Origin of the sequence: Streptosporangium sp. NPDC002544 (genome assembly GCF_040295965.1) — a bacterium.
GTDB lineage: Bacteria > Actinomycetota > Actinomycetes > Streptosporangiales > Streptosporangiaceae > Streptosporangium.
The window spans coordinates 53,086-69,702 of record NZ_JBEOWJ010000038.1; the positions used below are offsets into that span (position 1 = coordinate 53,086).

Sequence of the window (16,617 nt, forward strand, 5' to 3'; positions counted from 1 at the left end):
AGGCTTCCGGGGAGAGGCGGGGCGCGGGGACCTGGAAGCTCCCCGCGAGGGCCGCCGAGAGGATGGAGACGGTGACGAATGCCGTGATCACGCACGCCCTCCTTGGGCTCGATGAAGGATCGAGGCCCCAGGATCGGCGTGCGGAAGTGATCGCCAAGGAGCCGAACGCGGTTCTGTGGAAAACCTGTCGCCTGTGGACAGCTGTGCGTACACATCCGTGGAAACCCGCGCGGGGGCGGGAAAGAGGAGTTAGCCTCACGCCGTGGGAGAGGTTCTGGGCAGGGTGTTGGTAGTGGATGACGACGACGTCATCCGGCAGCTCATCGCGGTCAACCTGACCCTGGAGGGGTTCCAGGTCGACACGGCCTCCGACGGGCAGGACTGCCTGGACCGGGTGCTGGACGTGATGCCCGACGTCATCACGCTGGACGTCATGATGCCCAGGCTGGATGGCTGGATGACCGCCACCAGGCTGCGGGGCGACAAGGGGACCAGGCACATCAAGGTGGTCCTGATCACCGCGCGGGCGCAGGAGGACGACAAACGGCGGGGCCTCGGAATAGGGGTCGACGCCTACCTGACGAAACCCTTCGACCCCGCCGAGCTGATCCAGGTCGTCCGCGATCTGGCCCTGACCGCCCGCAGCGGTTAGCGCAGGCCCTGACCCGGCGGCCGACCAGGGCGAGCCCGACCACACCGGTCAGCGGGAGCCCTGACCGCCAGGCGAGTCCGGCCGGAGCAGGTCGTGATCGCGCGGCCGATCCGGACGAGTCCAGCCACACCGGGCAGCGGGAGCCCTGACCGCCAGGCGGGTCCGGCCGGAGCAGGTCGTGATCGCGCGGCCGATCAGGACGAGTCCCGCCACACCGGGCAGACCAGAACGGGCCGCGATCACGGTGGCGGGGCGAGCCGGCTGACGGCGGGCGGTCAGAGCAGGCCGTCCCTGTGGGCCACGGCGGCGGCCTGGGTACGGGAGGAGACCCCCAGCTTGGCGAGAATGTTGGAGACGTGCACGCTCACCGTCTTCTGCGCGATGAACAGCCGCTCGCCGATCTCCCGGTTGGGCAGTCCCTCGGCCACCAAGGCGAGCACCTCCTGCTCACGAGCCGTGAGCAGGGTCGGCGACGCGGAGACGAAGCGCGCCCTGCGGCCCAGCTCGGCCAGGGCGGCGGCGAGCGGCTGGGCGCGCAGTGACTCGGCGGCCTCGACGGCGAGTTCCCATTCCTTCAGGGCCGCGACGCGGTCGCCCGCGACGAGCAGCGCCTCGGCCAGCCGCCACCGCGAGCGAGCGACCTCGTAGACGAACCCGAAGTCGAAGGCCTCGACCACCGCGCGCCACGCCGCGACGTCGAGGCGGCCGTGCGCCCGGTGCCACTCGGCCTCGGCCCGGGCCAGCCAGGCCAGCCCCTCGGGGCCCAGCGCCCCCCGGCGGACGGAGCCGGGGCCGACGTCGGCGGGCACCCTGGCCCGTGCCAGAAGGGCGTCGGCCTCGTCGGCGCGCCCCAGGTCCGTCAGCGCCCACAGGGCGGTGCTGCTGAGCCGGATCACGGCCGGGTCGTTGGGAACATGGGCGTCGAGCCCCGCGAGGGCGTGTTCGAGCGCGCTCTCCGGATCGCCGCGCCACAGTGCGTGCTCGGCGGCCAGGCCGCGGCCCATGGAGGTGACCGTGACATCGTCGGGGTAGAAGGGCTCCAGCCAGGACAGGCGCTCCTCGACGACGGGCAGGCCCCTGGCCACCTCGACGAAGAGCGCGAAGGACGACAGCAGCGCCTCCGCCGGGGTGCCGACGCGGACACCGAACCCGGAGGCGACCTTCTCCGCCTGGTCCCACTCCCCCGCGACGTAGTGGATCAGAAGCCGCAGGAAGCGCAGGTCGGTGCCGAAGGTGCTCCAGTTGAGCCCGGTCTCGTGCGCCAGCCGCAGTCCCCGGTCGGTGGTGACCGCCGCCTCGGCCAGGTCTCCGTTCTCGTACTGGAGGCGGGCCTGGTTGAAGATGGCCCGCAGATCGATGCCGAGGTTGCCCGAACTCTCCGCGGTGGCGCGGGCGAGCAGTTCCTTGGCTCGGGGGATGTCGTCGGCGAGGGCCGCGAGGATCGCGAGAGTGGTCAGCGCGCTGGTCTCCGCGTCGGCGGCGCCGCTGGCACGGGCCGTCTCCAGGGCGCGGCCGGCCAGGGCCTCGACCTCGTCGTGCCGCTCGGTCCAGTAGAGCGAACGAGCGTAGGTGGCGAGCGCGCGGGCGAGCACGGGCCCCTCCGGTGCCGCCGCGACGGCCGCGTGCGCGGCGGCCATCGCGCCCGGGACGTCCTCGGTGTCGATGAGGACGTACGCGAGCCGCTCGTTGACCTCGGCGGAGGGCGGCAGGCGCCGGAGCTGGGAGATCGCCCGGTGGTTGTCGCCGCTGTCGGCCGCCGCGTCGGCGCTGCGCCTGGCGAGGCCGACGTGGTCGATCCCGGCCAGGCGCTCGGCGTCGGGGACCCGGTCCCAGAGGCCGAGCGCCCGGTCGAAGTGGCGGTGTGCCTCGGCCGGGGCGCCCAGCCGTTCGGCCCTCCGCCCGGCCTCCACCGACGCCGCCAGCGCCCCCGGCAGGTCGTGTCCCGCCAGGTAGTGGTGGGCGAGCTCGGCCGCGGAACCTCCTCGGGCGGTCAGCAGGCGGGCGAACTCGGCGTGCGTCCTGATCCGCTCGCCGGGCAACAGGTCGGTGTAGACGACCTCCTGCAGGAGCGCGTGCCGGAAGGCGTAGCCGTACTCCCCGTCGGGGCGGAGCAGACCGCGCGAGACGATCTCCCGCATGGCCTCCTCGAAGGCCAGGTCATCGAGGCCCGAGGCCTGCTGGAGCAGATCGTGGTCGGCCCGGCGACCCGCGACGGCCGCGCCGCGGAGCACCCCCTGCGCGGGATCGGAGAGCAGCTCCACCCGGGAGAGCAGCAGACCGGCCAGGCCGTCGGGCATCGAGCAGCCGGCGGAGACCGCCTCCAGCAACTCCTGGGCGTAGAAGGGGTTGCCCTCGGCCCGGTCGACGACCTCCCGCAGCACGCGGGCGTCGGTACCCCCGAGCGCGGCCAGATAGTCGGTCATCTCGTGGCGGTCGAGGGGATCAAGCTCCACGGAGGTCACCGAGGGGAGCCGCTTGAGCTCGGCGAGGACCCTGCGGAGCGGGTGCCGGCGGTGCAGGTCGTCCGTGCGGTAGGTGCCGACGAGGCAGACCTGCTCGGTCTGCAGCACCCGGCTGAGAAAAACCAGCAGGTCTCGGGTGGACTGGTCGGCCCAGTGCAGGTCTTCGAGCACCAGCAGCACCGGCCGCGCGGCCAGGAAGCCGAGCATCGAGCCGAAGAGCTGCTGCTGCGTCAGGCCCGAGGCGCCCTCCCCGCCGGCGTCGGTACCGCCGGGCAGCAGCCTGCCGAGGACCGGCCGCGCGTCGAGCTCCGCGCGCAACTCCCCGCGCACGGAGCGCAGGGCGTCGGCGAGCGGGAGGTACGGAAGGGCGTCACCGAGTTCGGCGCACTGCCCGATGAGCACGGCGAATCCGGCGGCCTCGGCCCGCTCGGCCAGCTCGGTGACCATCCGGGTCTTGCCGATGCCCGCGTCACCCCCCAGCAGGGCGACTCCGGCCTGCCCCGCCGCGGCGGTGTCGAGCACGACGGTCAGCCGATTGAGTTCTGCCGCCCGCCCAATAAGAACGTTTTGCACGCTTCGCTCCCCCCGTCGGCGAGTATCGCACGTGGCACCGACGGGAATGGACGGTCGACGTCGCACCGGCCCGGGAATCGATCATCCGAGACGTGCACCGGCGGGGCCGATTCCGGCCGGCTCCGCACCGCGGTCGACGTCGCGTCGGCGCCGGGGTCGATCGCCTGGCCGGAACGCTTCACAAGACATCGGCGGGGCCGGTTCCGGCCCGATTGGTACCCCAAGGCGTCCGCGTATTGGCCCTGACGACGGGGAGACGGACGCTTCTAAGGTCGGAGCATGGTCTCCCCGTCCACATTACTGATCTTCTCGGTCGCGTCGCTGGCACTGGTCCTGGTGCCGGGCCCGAACCACATCTACATCATCACCCGGGCCGTCTCTCAGGGCCGTGCCGCCGGTGTCGCGAGCGCGTTCGGCGTGGAGGTCGGCACGCTGGTGCACATCGCCGCGGCGGCGGCCGGTCTCTCGTACGTGATCGCACAGTCCGCGACCCTGTTCAACGTGATCAAGTGGGCCGGTGTGGCCTACCTGGTCTATCTGGGCGTCCGGGCACTGACGAGCAGGCAGGAGCTCGCGGCCGGGGAGACGGCCCCACAGCCGCTGCGGGCGATCTTCCTTGAGGGCGTGGTCGTCAACCTGCTCAACCCCAAGGTCATCCTCTTCTTCCTGGCGTTCCTGCCGCAGTTCGTGGAGCCGGAGGCGGGTGCGGTGCCGCTGCAGATCGCCGTCCTGGGCACGACCCTGCTGGTCCTGGGCCTGCTCTCCGACCTGATCTACGCCATGGCCGCGGGCGCCCTCGGCAGCCGGCTGAGGATCAGGTCGGCCCTGCTCGGCCACTTCAGCGGGGTCGTCTACCTCGTCCTCGGCGTCGCGACCGCGCTCTCCGGCCGCTCCGTCTGAACGTACGAACCCAGCTGGTCGCACAGGTCCCCCGCCAGGCGGGCCAGCGGCCCGGGGGCCGCCAGCACGCCCAGGTGTCCCCGGCGGGGGATCAGGATCAGGCGCCCGTTCCGGCAGGCCCGGAGAAAGTCGCGCTCGTTCGCCCGGAACGGGTCCCGGGTGCCGTTGACCAGCCAGACGCGCCCCGGGTAGGCGGCCAGTGCAGCGAGCTGGTCGTGGCCGGTGACGGCCTCGACGACCTGGGGCATCACCTCGCAGGAGAGCCCACCCGCCACCATCGCCTCCCCGACGGGACCTGGCAGGAGGCGGCGGAGGCCGTAGGAGCTGATCCGGTTCGCGAGCGACGGGTTCCTGGCGGCGAGCGAGGCGGCGACCCGGTAGGTTCCGGCCGCCGCCGGGCCACGGGCCGTGCATCCCATCGCCATCAGCCCCGCCACCCGCCCGGGGAAGCGCTCGGCGGTGGCGATGCCGACGTACCCGCCGAGCGAGAGACCGGCCACCAGTGCCCGGCCGCCCAGCGCGTCGACGGCGTCGGCGACCGCCGACGTCGCCGCGTCCATCGTGAACGGCTCGCCGGAGCGGGTGCCGTGGCCGGGCAGGTCGACCGCCACCGCGGGACGGTCGAGGCGGGAGATGACGGGGCCCCACATGGTCGCGCTGAGCCGGATGCCGTGGACGAAAACGATGGGGAGCATGAGACCTCCGGTTCAGATGGATGTCTCGATTAAAACACAACGCACCGTTGCGTTGTTATGGTTGGACGCATGGCACCCCGCAAGGAACAGCAGATCTTCCAGGCGACGCTCGAACTGCTCGCGGCCAAGGGCTATGAGGGCCTGACCGTGGAGGGAGTGGCGGAGCGGTCGGGGGTCAACAAGACCACGATCTACCGCTGGTGGCCGTCGAAGGCGGCGCTGCTGGCCGCCGCCCTGGTCGAGGCCGACCTGCTCACGATGGAACCACCGGACACCGGCGGTCTCAGGGGCGATCTGGAGGCCCTGGTCGAGGGGGTGGCCGCGCTGCTCACCCGTCCCCCGGCCGCCGATGTCGCGGTGGCCGCCCTCGGCGCCGCCGTCCACCACCCCGAGCTGGCAGCGGCGACCCGGGGCTTCTTCGCCGACCGGTTCGCGCGGGAGGAGGCCGTCTTCGACCGCGCGCGGCGGCGCGGCGAGCTGTCGGCCGAGGCCGACCCCATGCTCATCGTGGACCTGCTCGCCGGGGCGGTCTGGCTGCGCGCGGTCTTCCGCGCCCTCCCCCTCGACAAGGACTTCGCCGCCCGGGCCGTGAGCGCCGTCCTGGACGGCTCCCTCGCCCGGTGAGATCAGGTGAGGTCAGGCGGAGAGCGCGCCCGGGATGCGGTCCAGGATCGGGTAGGGCATGAGCCCGTACGCGTAGAAGTCGACCGCGTCCGCCCCCGAGGCCCGCACGGCGCGGACCTTGGCCGCGAGGCGCTCGGCCGAGTCGGTGTCGGGGAGGCCGGGCCGGAGGACGACCCGCAGTTCCCTGTCCTTGCCCGTCGAGCGGCGGTAGGCGACCACGTCGTCCGCCACCCTGCCCGCGTCGCGGGCGTAGGCGAGCACGCCGAGCGAGGGCACCAGGTCGCCGAGGGCGACCAGGTCGACGCCGAGCTGCCAGGAGTCGTGCGCGGCGAGCCCCGGCGAGGGCAGACCGTCGCGGTAGCCCTTGACGGAGCCGGTGGCGTCCAGGAAGACCAGTCGTGAGCCCTCGGCGGTGACGGCGGTGGAGACGTCGGAGACCAGCGAGGTCACCACCTCGGAGCGGGCCCGCGCGTAGGCGACCACCTCGGGACCCGCGTACGCGGTCAGTGCCGCGCGGGTCACCTCGCCCTGGGCGGGCGGGTCGCCGTCGAGGACGGCGCCCACGATCCTGGTGCACTCCTCGCGTGCCACCTCGGCGTTGACCCCCAGGCCGGCCGCTCCGCGCATGCAGAAGTCGCAGAAGCAGAGGCCGAGCAGGAACGTGTCCATCGGCCCGAGCGGGACGAAGCTGCGCTCGTGGTGGTAGCCGTGGCCGAACGTCGAGAAGTGCAGCGCCTCGGCCACCACGCTGTCGACGCCCTGCCTGGCCACCGCCCTGCCCAGCGCGACCGCGTACCGCCGGACGTCGGGGTGGGAGGGGCACAGGTCCACGGGCGAGCTCCGGTCACCGAAGCAGTTGCGTACCGTCACGTCGGGGTTGGCCAGGCCGAGCGTGGTGTTCTGCAGGAAGACGGTCCAGCCGTGCAGCGCGAGTCCCCGCTCGGCGGTGGCCAGGCGGAGCGCGGCCAGCGGCTCCTCTTCCGCGCCTTCCTGAACCGGCGGGACCAGCCGCAGCTCGCCGAACAGGTCGGCGGGCGGCGTGAAGTGCGCGCCGTCGCTGCGGAGCGTCACCCGGGAGCGGCCGTGCGGGGTGACGTCGCGGGCGCGGCGATATGCCGCGGCCACGGTCATCCCCGTCAGGCCGTATCCGGTGATCCGGTCAAGGACCGCCTCCATGCCCTCCCCGCGTACGTCCTCGACGTAGACGTATAGCGAGCTGTCCAAGCCGCCGCCCTCCCATGAAGTCGGTCAGACTCTAACGCGGCTTGTAGGCCACGAAGTCGATCTCGACGAGGATGTCCATCAGGTCGGAGCCGACGGTCGTGCGGACGGGATAGGGGCGGGTGAAATAGGACTTGTACGCCTCGTTGTAGGCGGCGAAGTCACGCTTGAGGTGCTGCAGGTGCACCGTCGACTTCACCACGTCGTCGAAGCCGAGGCCGTGCGCCGCGAGGATGGCGCCGAGGTTGCGCATCACCTGATGCGTCTGCTCGGCCACCTCGGTCCCGACGACCTCACCGGTCTCGGGGCTCAGCGGCCCCATGCCCGAGGTGTAGACGAAATCGCCGACCACGAGGCCCTGCGAGTACGCCCCCACGGGCGCCGCGCCCTCGTCGGTACGCAGCTCCTGCTTGCCGCTCATCTCGTCACTCCTCAAAAGGGGGAAAGGGGGATCAGAAGAAGGTGTTTACCAGATCGACGACGACGTACTCCTCGTCGACCACCGGCATGACCCGCCACTTGTCGAAGGCGGTGCACGGATGGGAGATGCCGAACGACACCAGGTCCCCCGGCTTCACCGGCGATCCCGGCGCCAGTCTCAGGACCGTGTGCTGGTCCTGGACCTTGAGCACCGTCGCGTCCGCGACGGCTCCGCGCGGGATCGGCAGCCCCTCGTCGAAGGGGGCGTCGCGCTTGCCGAACCCGACCACGGCCAGGCCGGGCTCGGGAACGCTCAGCACGTGTGCCCAGATCTCCAGCGCGGCGCGCAGTTCCCCGTCCATCCGGGTGTACGGGGTGCGCTCGCGGTAGTAGCCGTCGTCGTGGGAGACGTAGGCGCCGCTGCGCAACATGACCCTGGCCCGGCAGGTGGCGAGCTCACGGCCGATCACGTCGAACCACTGGCTGCCGCCCACGGACAGGATCGGGTCGCGCACCCGCAGGTGCTCCAGCGCCTCCAGCAGCCGGTACAGGTAGGCCCGCACCTCGCCGGCGGATCCCAGCGAACCCTCGTACCCGGCGACGCCGGCCAGTTGCACGCCCTCGGCCGTCTGCGCCGCAGAGGCGACCTCCAGCAACTCGGCGAGGGTACGGCTGCCGCCCCGGCCGCCCTCATGGCCCAGCTCCGCCAGGACCCGGAACGGCCTGGCCCCGGCGTGCCGGGAGAGCGTCTCGACCCCGGCCACCGAGTCGACGAAGCAGAGGAGCTCGAACGCGGGGTCCTCCGCCAGCTGCGCGGCGAGTGCGTCCAGCCCCGCGGGGTCGAAGACCTGGTTGGCGAGGACGATCCTCGCGACTCCGAACTCGCGCAGGGTGAGCGCCTGGCTGGGGGTGGCGACGGTCATCCCCCACGCGCCCGCCTCCAGCTGCGCCCTGATGAGCTCTGGCGACATGGTGGTCTTGGCATGCGGGGCGAAGATCAGCCCGTACGCCCCGGTGAAGGCCGCGAGCGTCGCGATGTTGTGCTCCAGCGCGCTTCTGTGGGCCACCATCACCGGGAAGGTGAACGCCCCGCCGAACAGCGAGGCCCCCAGCGCCCCTTCGGGATCCACGATCCCCTTCACGTCCCGGCCCTTCCTGTGGTCACCTGTACGGATTTAGCGGGCCATCGGCCGTTGAATCCGGGCGTGGGAGGTCACATCCCCGTTGGTCGCCCTGAGGACCCTATCCTCCTGGCGCCCTCTCCGGTGCCGTGTTGTCAGAGCCGCGGCTCGTCAGGGCCGCGGCTTTCAGGGGCGCAGCGCCCTGCCGGGGGTGGCGCCGGTGAGCTGGCCTCCGGCGAGGACCGGGACCCCGGAGACGAGGACGTCGCCGATCCCGGTGGCCGGGGTGCGCGGGGCGGCGTAGGTGGCCAGGTCGGCGACCGCTCCCGCGTCGAGGACGACCAGGTCGGCGACCTGTCCCGGGCGGACGAGCCCGCGCCCTTCGAGGCCGAAGCGGCGTGCCGGGTGCGAGGCGAGGTGGACCGCCGCCTGCTCCAGGGTCCAGTCCCCGGTCTGGCGGACGTGGTGGCCGAGCATCCTGGCGAACGCCCCGTAGCCCCGGGGGTGGGGGTGGCCGCCCACGTAGATGCCGTCGGAGCCGCCGGTGTGCGCCGGGTGGCGCAGGATCGCGCGGACCGAGGCCTCCCCCTCGGGGCCCTCGTCGGGGCGGGCCACCACGCATCCGGCCTCCAACCGGGTGTCGATCAGGATCCGGCGGCAGAACTCTCCCGGCTCCAGCCCCGCCTCGTCGGCGGCCTCGGGCAGCGTCAGCCCCTCGGCCCACTCGGTACCTGGCACGTGGGAGAGGGTGATCCTCGGCCAGAGCCTCTCGTCCCACTCGATCCGTTCGGACTCCAGTGTCTCCAACGCCCGGTCGACGTCGGCGGCCGGGACCCACCGAGGCAGCGCGACCATCGCCAGGATGGTGCTGCCCCGCAGGTAGGGATAGGTGTCGAAGGTGACGTCCAGCCCCCGGAGCCGGGCCTCGTCGACCAGTGGCAGGAGGATCGCGGCCGGGCCGTGGTAGTGCGAGACGTGCACCGCGACACCCGAGCGCCGGGCGATGTCGGTCACCTCGGCCATCCCCTCCGGGGCCGCCGCCCCGTACCCGCGCATGTGCGTCACGTACGGCAGGCGGCCGAGCGGCGCGCAGAGCGCGGCGAGCTCGGCGGCGTCGGCGTAGCGGCCGGGGGCGTACTCCAGCCCGGTGGAGAGGCCGACCGCTCCCTCGGCCAGGCCACGCTCGACGCGGGCCAGCATCGCGGCCAGCTCGTCGGCGGAGGCGGCCCGTTCGGCGGCGCCCATCACGTCGTACCGGATCGTGCCGTGCGGCAGCAGGTAGGCGGTGTTCAGCGCGGTCGCCCTGTCGTAGCCGTCGAGCAGTTCCCCGACGCCGATCGGCCCGTCGGCCGAGGGGTGGACGCCGTTGACCGCCGCGAAGTAGCGGGTGGCGTAGGCGAAGGTCTCCGGAGTGGTGGAGGGTGCGAAGGAGAGCCCGTCCTGGCCGAGGACGAAGGTGGTCACCCCCTGCCGGAGCGCGGCGAGCTGCACCTCCTTGTCCAGGACGAGGGCGTCGCCGTGGGCGTGGCAGTCCACGAGGCCGGGCATGACATGGCGCCCGGCGGCCTCGACCACCGTGGTGGCCGCCGCCGCGTCCAGGCGGCCCACGGCCGCGATCCGGTCACCGGTGACGCCGACGTCGGCCCGGCAGGCCGGGGCACCGGTGCCGTCGAGCACCCAGCCATCCCTGATCAACACATCAAACGACATGCCCGGATTCAATCACCGGGAAGGTGTTCGAGGCACCCGTCACCTGTCTGCGTTCTCCCTGGTTTTCCGCCACATCGCACGCAACCGGGAATTTGGGCCCCCTGCCCTCTTGACCGTGACGTGTCATGGATGGTGGCATCTTTTCCTAGTTAGGAACCTTTCCTAACTAGATGATCGAAGAGAGGGCACCCCCTGTGCATGCGAGACCGCGTCTCCAACGCCCCTCGACCGTCCTCGTTCTGGCACTGGCGTCGGCACTGATCGCATCGGTGTTCGTGCTGGCGGCCCCGCCCGGCTTCGCCGCCGACTCCCTGCTGTCCCAGGGCCGTCCGGCCACCTCGTCCTCCAACGAGGACGCCACGTTCCTCCCCTCGGCCGCCTTCGACGGCAACACCACCACCCGCTGGGCCTCCGCCGAGGGCCACGACCCCGAGTGGCTCCGCGTCGACCTCGGCGGCTCCGCCACGATCTCCCGGGTCAAGCTGACCTGGGAGGCCGCGTACGGCAAGTCGTACCGGATCGAGACCTCTCCCGACGGCAACGTCTGGACCTCCGTCTACTCCACCACCTCCGGCGACGGTGGCGTCGACGACCTGACCCTGTCCGGCACCGGCCGCTACGTGCGGATGTACGGCACCGCGCGCGGCACCGTCTACGGCTACTCGCTGTACGAGATGGAGGTCTACGGCAGCACCGGCGGCACCACCCCGAGTCCCACCCCGACGATCACTCCCGGCGGCCCCGGCGTGCCGTTCGGCTCGCACACGATTCCCTACGCGGCCGGGATGCTGCGCCCCAGTGGCGCCCAGGCCACGCTCGACCAGAAGGTGATCGACTACTACCAGCGCTGGAAGGCCGCCTTCGTCAAGCAGAACTGCGGCAACGGCTGGTACCAGATCATCTCCCCCGACGCCGACCACCCGTACGTGGCCGAGGCGCAGGGCTACGGCATGGTCATCACCGCCACGATGGCCGGGGCCGACCCGGACGCGAAGAAGATCTTCGACGGCCTGGTGAAGTACGTGCTGGCGCACCCGTCGTCGATCACCCCCGGTCTGCTCGCCGCCGAGCAGAACACCGCCTGCCAGAGCGTCAACGGCGGCGACTCGGCCACCGACGGCGACCTGGACGTGGCCTACGGCCTGCTCCTGGCCGACCGGCAGTGGGGCAGCACGGGCACCTACAACTACAAGCAGCTCGCGATCAACCACATCAACGCGATCAAGGCCGGTGAGGTCAACCCGACCACCAAGCTGATGAAGCTCGGCGACTGGAGCAGCTCGGGCGACCAGTACTACTGGATCAGCCGCTCCTCGGACTGGATGATCGACCACTTCAGGGCGTTCCGCAAGGCCACCGGCGACACGACCTGGGACACCGTCCGCACCAACCACCAGAACCTGATCTCCTCCCAGCAGTCGACCTACGCGGCGAGCACCGGCCTGCTGGCCGACTTCGTGGTCGACACCAACACCACCCCGAAGCCGGCCCCCGGCCAGGTCCTGGAGGACCCTAACGACGGCAAGTTCTGGTGGAACGCCTGCCGTGACCCGTGGCGGATCGGCAACGACGCGGTGACCAGCGGCGACGCCAAGTCCCTCGCCGCCGCGCGCAAGCTCAACACCTGGATCAAGGGCAAGACCGGCGGCAACCCGAACAACATCGCGGTCGGCTACTCGCTCAACGGCACCCAGATCTCCAGCGGCAGCGAGCCGGCCTACTTCGCCCCGTTCGCGGTGGCGGCGATGACCGACTCCGGCAGCCAGGCCTGGCTGGACGCCCTGTGGACCAAGATGCTCAACACCCCGTTCACCGCAAGCGACTACTACTCGACCAGCATCCAGCTCCAAGTCATGATCACCGTAACCGGCAACCACTGGGTGCCCTGACCTTCGCCTGAGCCGACGCGGCCCCTGCCTTCGTGCGGGGGCCGCTTTTTCATGCCCATGACCGTTGAACCGTTATTCAGGCGACTTTCCCAAAGTGGTCCCCGAAATCGGCCACTTCTCGAACTCGCTCATCGCCTTTCCTCCTTCCCGGCGCGGTATACCGCGTAGCGCTCCTCCGCCAGAGAATCGGTGTCGCGGCCGTCGTCCGGGCGGACGATGACACGGGACCGGTCGCCGGCGGGTTCGTAGCCGGATTCACCGACTCAGGGCTGAGCGTGCTCCCGCCCTCGCTCCGCACCCCGTCTGACCAGGGGCCCAAGTCACTTCCAGCCACGTTTCAAGGCGGATCAAAAACGATCTCTTCGATTGGGCGGAGAACGATGCGACCGAAAAACGGAACTATCCCGCTTACCTTGATCACGGCTTCGAGCGGGGCAACCAGGTCGCCGATCCGCCCGGATAGACGCATTCGAGAAGGGAAGTTCTGTGCGGCACTTATTAAAGGCCGTTCTGTCTGTCGTACTCACTGCCGTGTTCGTGGCCTCGGTGGTGGTCATCCCCAGTACGCCCGCGTCCGCCCAGCCAAACTGCCCCGAGGGCTCCACGTCTCCGGCGTGCAGCGGCGATCCGGAGGAACCGGGCGCGCACGACCCCGTCGGCAGTCTGACGACTGTCGTCCGTCAGCCCAACGGAATCCAGGTCATCGGCGAGGCGTACGATCCGAGCAACTGGACCAGCACTGTCACGGTGGACATCACCGTCGACGGCACGCTGGTCGGCAATGTGACGGCCAACCAGGGTCAGTCGCAGAAGTTCGACGGGGTGGTGCCGGCGCGTGCCGGTAGCCAGGTGTGTGCGAAGGTGCGCAACATCGGTCCCGGGAGCAACAAGAGCATCGGCTGCGTCACCAAGACGATCAAGATTGACCCGTTCGGCGCCTGGGAGTCGACCACCCGTGAGGGCGACAAGATCCGGGTCAAGGGCTGGCTCATCGACCCGGACACCACCGCCGCCGTGCAGGTCGACGTATATGACGGGAAGGGCAAGTTTCTGACCTCGCTCATGGCCGACAAGCTGCGTACCGATGTCGGGGACGCCAACCCGGGCTACGGTAACTACCACGGGTTCGACTCGGTCCTGCAGGAGAACCCGGCCGACGGCGATCACCATGTCTGCCTGGTCGCGATCAACGGCCCGGCGCCGGGCTGGCACACCGACCTGGGTTGCAAGCCCTACACGGTCCGGCACCTGCCGTGGGGTGCGCTCGACCCGGTCGAGCGCACCGGCTCGGACCTCAAGGTCGCCGGCTGGGCGGTCGACGACGACGCCAAGACCACGCCGGTCACGGTCGACGTCTACGTCGACGGCAAGCTCGTGCACACCGCCGTCGCGAACCAGCACCGCGAGGCGGTCGGCCGCAGCCTCCCCGAATACGGCTTCAACCACGGCTATGACTTCACCGTCCCCAACGGCGCGGTCATCGAGACGGGCAAGCACACCGTCTGCGTCAAGGCCCGCAACCTGGCCGCGGGCGCGGCAGCCGACAAGGAACTCGGCTGCAAGGAGTACACGATCAAGGGCCCGGTCGTGGCGCCGGTGCTCACCAAGTTCGAGGTCACCTATAACACCCTGTTCGTCGAGTGGGCGCAGGATCCGAACGCGGACTGGAACCTCACCTCGCTGCGGAAGAAGACCGAGGAGTGGCCGGAGCCGCGCAAGTCGGCGGCCTCGGCGTACACCTCACGCAATTACAGCAATCTCACCCCGGACACGGAGTACTGCTTCCGTATCACGACGACCAACGACCGGCCGAGCGAGGCGACGACCGAAAGGTGCGAGCGAACCCTGCGGGAGTCGCTGCCGATGGCGACCGACCTGAAGGTGATCAGTCAATCGGACACGTCGCTGACGGTGCAGTGGATGGACAACGCCGAGGGCGAAACGGACTACAAGTTCACGTACGCACCGCCGGAAAGCAGGGCGACGGAGGTCTCCTTGCCCGCGGGGTCAGGCACAGGCCTGATGAGCTACACGATCCAGGGGCTGAAGCCGGTCACCGACTACTACATCACGGTGACTCCACGGCACCCTCAGCATTACTTCAGCGTGATGGCGGACACCCGCGGCATGACCACCGGCAAGCCCATCATCTCGTCGTTCACCACCAACCACAGCCAGATCGGCGTCTGCGATCCGAAGGATGTCTCGGTCAGCTGGAAGGTTCTCGGCGCGACGAAGCTGGACATCCAGCAGAACGGCCGCAAGATCGGCACAGTCACCCGGGAGACCCCGGATGAATGGGCGGACTCACTCGACGTCGGGAGCAGCGAGGGCAACGTCACCTACACGCTCGTCGCCTACAGCCCCTCAGGCCAGACGTCGACCGCATCCGCGCGGATCATCCGGATCGCGCCCTATCCGCTGGTCAACAAAGTCACGGTGACCAACATGGGCTCGCGGATGCTCATGGCCAAGCTCTACGACCAGTACGGGAACTGGCTACAGGACCTCGGTAACTTCGGGCCGGGCGAGGTCTTCACCACCGATCCCCCTCGCTGCCAGATCAGAGAGGTCAAGGTCTTCCGGGTGTACCCGGTCCCGACTCCGACTCAGACACCGGCCCCGACGACGCCTCCGCCGGCACCGAGGGTCGAACTGGCCTGGAATTCGGGCCTCATCATCGGCCACGACGACGGGGTCTCCGTGCCGAGCCAGACCAACTGATCCCGTAAAGCACCTGTGAGCAGGCCCTCCGGCGAACGTACCCACGTCGGAGGGCCTGTCGCCTTTCCAGTCCAGGACAAGGCCACCCCGCCGCTGAGCCACCGAGCCAGTGGCACTCGTACTACAGAGTGGTCAACACATTCGTGAGATCAGGTGGCCGGAGCAATGCGCAAAGGTGCGAGGTAGTGCCATAGATCCGGGTCTCGATCCACCACCTCCCCGATGGCCGGGCAGTTCTTGAACATCTGGAGGCTGTAATCCCTCCAGAGGTTCAGACCGTGTCCGGTGGAGGGGATCTGTTCCGCCGCGCGCAGGCCGATGCTCAGCACGTCACACAGCATCTCCGCCGTCACGAGCACGCGAACCCGGGTCTCTCCGCTCTGCGGCACCGGCTTGGACTCGTAGAAGTAGGGATACAGCTCAGGGTGATCGATGATGATCCGCAGGGCATTGTGGAGATTGACGAAAACGCTGTCCGTGGTCGACGCCCCGGCGATGGCGTTGCCGATCCGCACCTGCTTCGTTGCGGCACGTGTCTGCTGGGCCGCGAAGCCGACGGCCACCACGGCTATGACAATGCTGCAGATGGCCACGACGCTCTCGAATGACACTTTCCCTCCGGAAGAACTGGCGACCTTGACATCAATAACGTCCATCGGTCGCGATTAGCTCCCCACGAAGGAATGTTTCTCAACCCACCCGCACCCCAAATCTACACAGAAAATACTTCTAATCGACTTTCATGCAGATTTATCACCAATAGGACATCAGGGCCGAAAAAGCCTCGTTTGGGGCGCGGTGGCATGAGGCTTGACACGGCAGCAGACGAACGCGATCAATCGCTGGCTCTGAAGTCGCTGCGCCGCACGCGAAAGAAAAATCAACCCTGGAAAGCAGTCAGATCGGCTCAATCCGGGCCGACGTGGCATGGAGCTTCACAGGAAACCGCACGTGGCCCGGCGCGGACCGCGTGCGGAGTCGGCGGATCTTGTTACGCGGGCTGCAGGTTTCCCACGAACCGGTAGGAGAATCCCTTGCCGGCGGGGGAGTAAGCCTCAATGTCCTGATAGCCGCCCGTGGCGGTCACCGGGATGCGCAGCAGCAGATCGTCGCCGATGTGGTCGTCCTCCCACACCTCGATCGTGAACGAGCCTCCGGCAACGGTGGTCTGGCTCTTGTACGCCCCGGCGGCGCGCTCTGTGGAGCCGGGGGTGCACATCGAATACTCCCATACCCAGCAGGTTCCGGCCTTGGTGTCGGCCTCGTCGCCGTTGGTGGGCCAGCCGATGTACTCAACGCCGTTCGGACCTATGATCCGCACACGGATCTCGTCCTCGCCGCTCTCCTCCAGGTCGAAGGCCTGAAGCGAGCCGAAAACGATCTTGAGGAGGGGTCCGGCGGCGGCCGTGTCGGCGCCGAGAGCGGGGGGCTCGACGGCCTGGGCCGGAGACGCGAGGGCCGCGACGAGTGTCAGCCCGGCGGCCAGAGTGCCGACCCTGGACAGGATGTTGTTCATGCGCTCCTCGTTTTCCGTTGACAGGCGGGCTCCAGGCGGAAATTGAGCCTGTGGTGGTAGCCGTTCACGTCGCCCCGGTGAGTGGTGATGACGTTCGCCGCCCAGCCTGC

At 69.8% G+C, this 16,617-nt stretch carries 13 protein-coding genes; 5 read left to right on the top strand and 8 right to left on the bottom strand.

The window, feature by feature from the left end:
- Positions 1-262 precede the first annotated feature (262 nt).
- The gene (locus tag ABT061_RS40110) at positions 263-652 is read left to right on the top strand and encodes a response regulator transcription factor (RefSeq protein ID WP_350928090.1); all 390 of its coding nucleotides are present in this window, start codon (positions 263-265) and stop codon (positions 650-652) included.
- 275 nt (positions 653-927) lie between these two features.
- Here ABT061_RS40110 and ABT061_RS40115 read toward each other — a convergent pair whose 3' ends face one another.
- Positions 928-3,687, bottom strand: coding sequence for an ATP-binding protein (locus ABT061_RS40115; protein WP_350928092.1), 2,760 nt, complete (start codon positions 3,685-3,687; stop codon positions 928-930).
- A gap of 279 nt (positions 3,688-3,966) precedes the next feature.
- Between ABT061_RS40115 and ABT061_RS40120 the strand changes: the two genes are divergently transcribed.
- Entirely contained in the window at positions 3,967-4,587 is a 621-nt protein-coding gene (locus ABT061_RS40120; RefSeq protein ID WP_350928094.1) for a LysE family translocator, read from the top strand.
- On the opposite strand, the gene ABT061_RS40125 is transcribed toward ABT061_RS40120, so the two are convergent.
- Entirely contained in the window at positions 4,539-5,282 is a 744-nt protein-coding gene (locus ABT061_RS40125; protein ID WP_350928096.1) for an alpha/beta fold hydrolase, read from the bottom strand. The two genes, ABT061_RS40120 and ABT061_RS40125, sit on opposite strands and share 49 nt — an antisense overlap.
- A gap of 69 nt (positions 5,283-5,351) precedes the next feature.
- Between ABT061_RS40125 and ABT061_RS40130 the strand changes: the two genes are divergently transcribed.
- Entirely contained in the window at positions 5,352-5,906 is a 555-nt protein-coding gene (locus ABT061_RS40130) for a TetR/AcrR family transcriptional regulator (protein ID WP_350928098.1), read from the top strand.
- A 12-nt stretch (positions 5,907-5,918) separates the two neighbouring features.
- On the opposite strand, the gene ABT061_RS40135 is transcribed toward ABT061_RS40130, so the two are convergent.
- The 4 genes from ABT061_RS40135 to ABT061_RS40150 form a co-directional block, all read right to left on the bottom strand.
- Entirely contained in the window at positions 5,919-7,130 is a 1,212-nt protein-coding gene (locus ABT061_RS40135) for a hypothetical protein (protein ID WP_350928100.1), read from the bottom strand.
- Positions 7,131-7,161: 31 nt separating this feature from the next.
- Positions 7,162-7,548: a Rid family detoxifying hydrolase gene (locus ABT061_RS40140; RefSeq protein WP_030906870.1), complete on the bottom strand. Its 387-nt coding sequence runs from the start codon at positions 7,546-7,548 to the stop codon at positions 7,162-7,164.
- A 31-nt stretch (positions 7,549-7,579) separates the two neighbouring features.
- Positions 7,580-8,689 carry an alanine racemase gene (locus tag ABT061_RS40145; protein WP_350928102.1) on the bottom strand — a complete coding sequence of 370 codons (1,110 nt, stop codon included), beginning with the start codon at positions 8,687-8,689 and terminating at the stop codon, positions 7,580-7,582.
- 165 nt (positions 8,690-8,854) lie between these two features.
- Positions 8,855-10,378 (bottom strand): N-acyl-D-amino-acid deacylase family protein, encoded by a 1,524-nt coding sequence (locus ABT061_RS40150; protein ID WP_350928104.1) that lies wholly within the window; start codon positions 10,376-10,378, stop codon positions 8,855-8,857.
- Positions 10,379-10,548: 170 nt separating this feature from the next.
- Between ABT061_RS40150 and ABT061_RS40155 the strand changes: the two genes are divergently transcribed.
- Positions 10,549-12,267, top strand: a complete 1,719-nt coding sequence (locus ABT061_RS40155; RefSeq protein ID WP_350928106.1) for a glycosyl hydrolase family 8 — start codon at positions 10,549-10,551, stop codon at positions 12,265-12,267.
- Between the two features lie 531 nt (positions 12,268-12,798).
- The gene (locus ABT061_RS40160) at positions 12,799-14,991 is read left to right on the top strand and encodes a fibronectin type III domain-containing protein (protein WP_350928108.1); all 2,193 of its coding nucleotides are present in this window, start codon (positions 12,799-12,801) and stop codon (positions 14,989-14,991) included.
- 149 nt (positions 14,992-15,140) lie between these two features.
- On the opposite strand, the gene ABT061_RS40165 is transcribed toward ABT061_RS40160, so the two are convergent.
- Together ABT061_RS40165 and ABT061_RS40170 are read right to left on the bottom strand one after the other, a co-directional pair.
- Positions 15,141-15,647 (bottom strand): hypothetical protein, encoded by a 507-nt coding sequence (locus ABT061_RS40165; RefSeq protein ID WP_350928110.1) that lies wholly within the window; start codon positions 15,645-15,647, stop codon positions 15,141-15,143.
- Between the two features lie 335 nt (positions 15,648-15,982).
- Positions 15,983-16,507: a hypothetical protein gene (locus ABT061_RS40170; RefSeq protein WP_350928112.1), complete on the bottom strand. Its 525-nt coding sequence runs from the start codon at positions 16,505-16,507 to the stop codon at positions 15,983-15,985.
- Between the last annotated feature and the right edge of the window lie 110 nt (positions 16,508-16,617).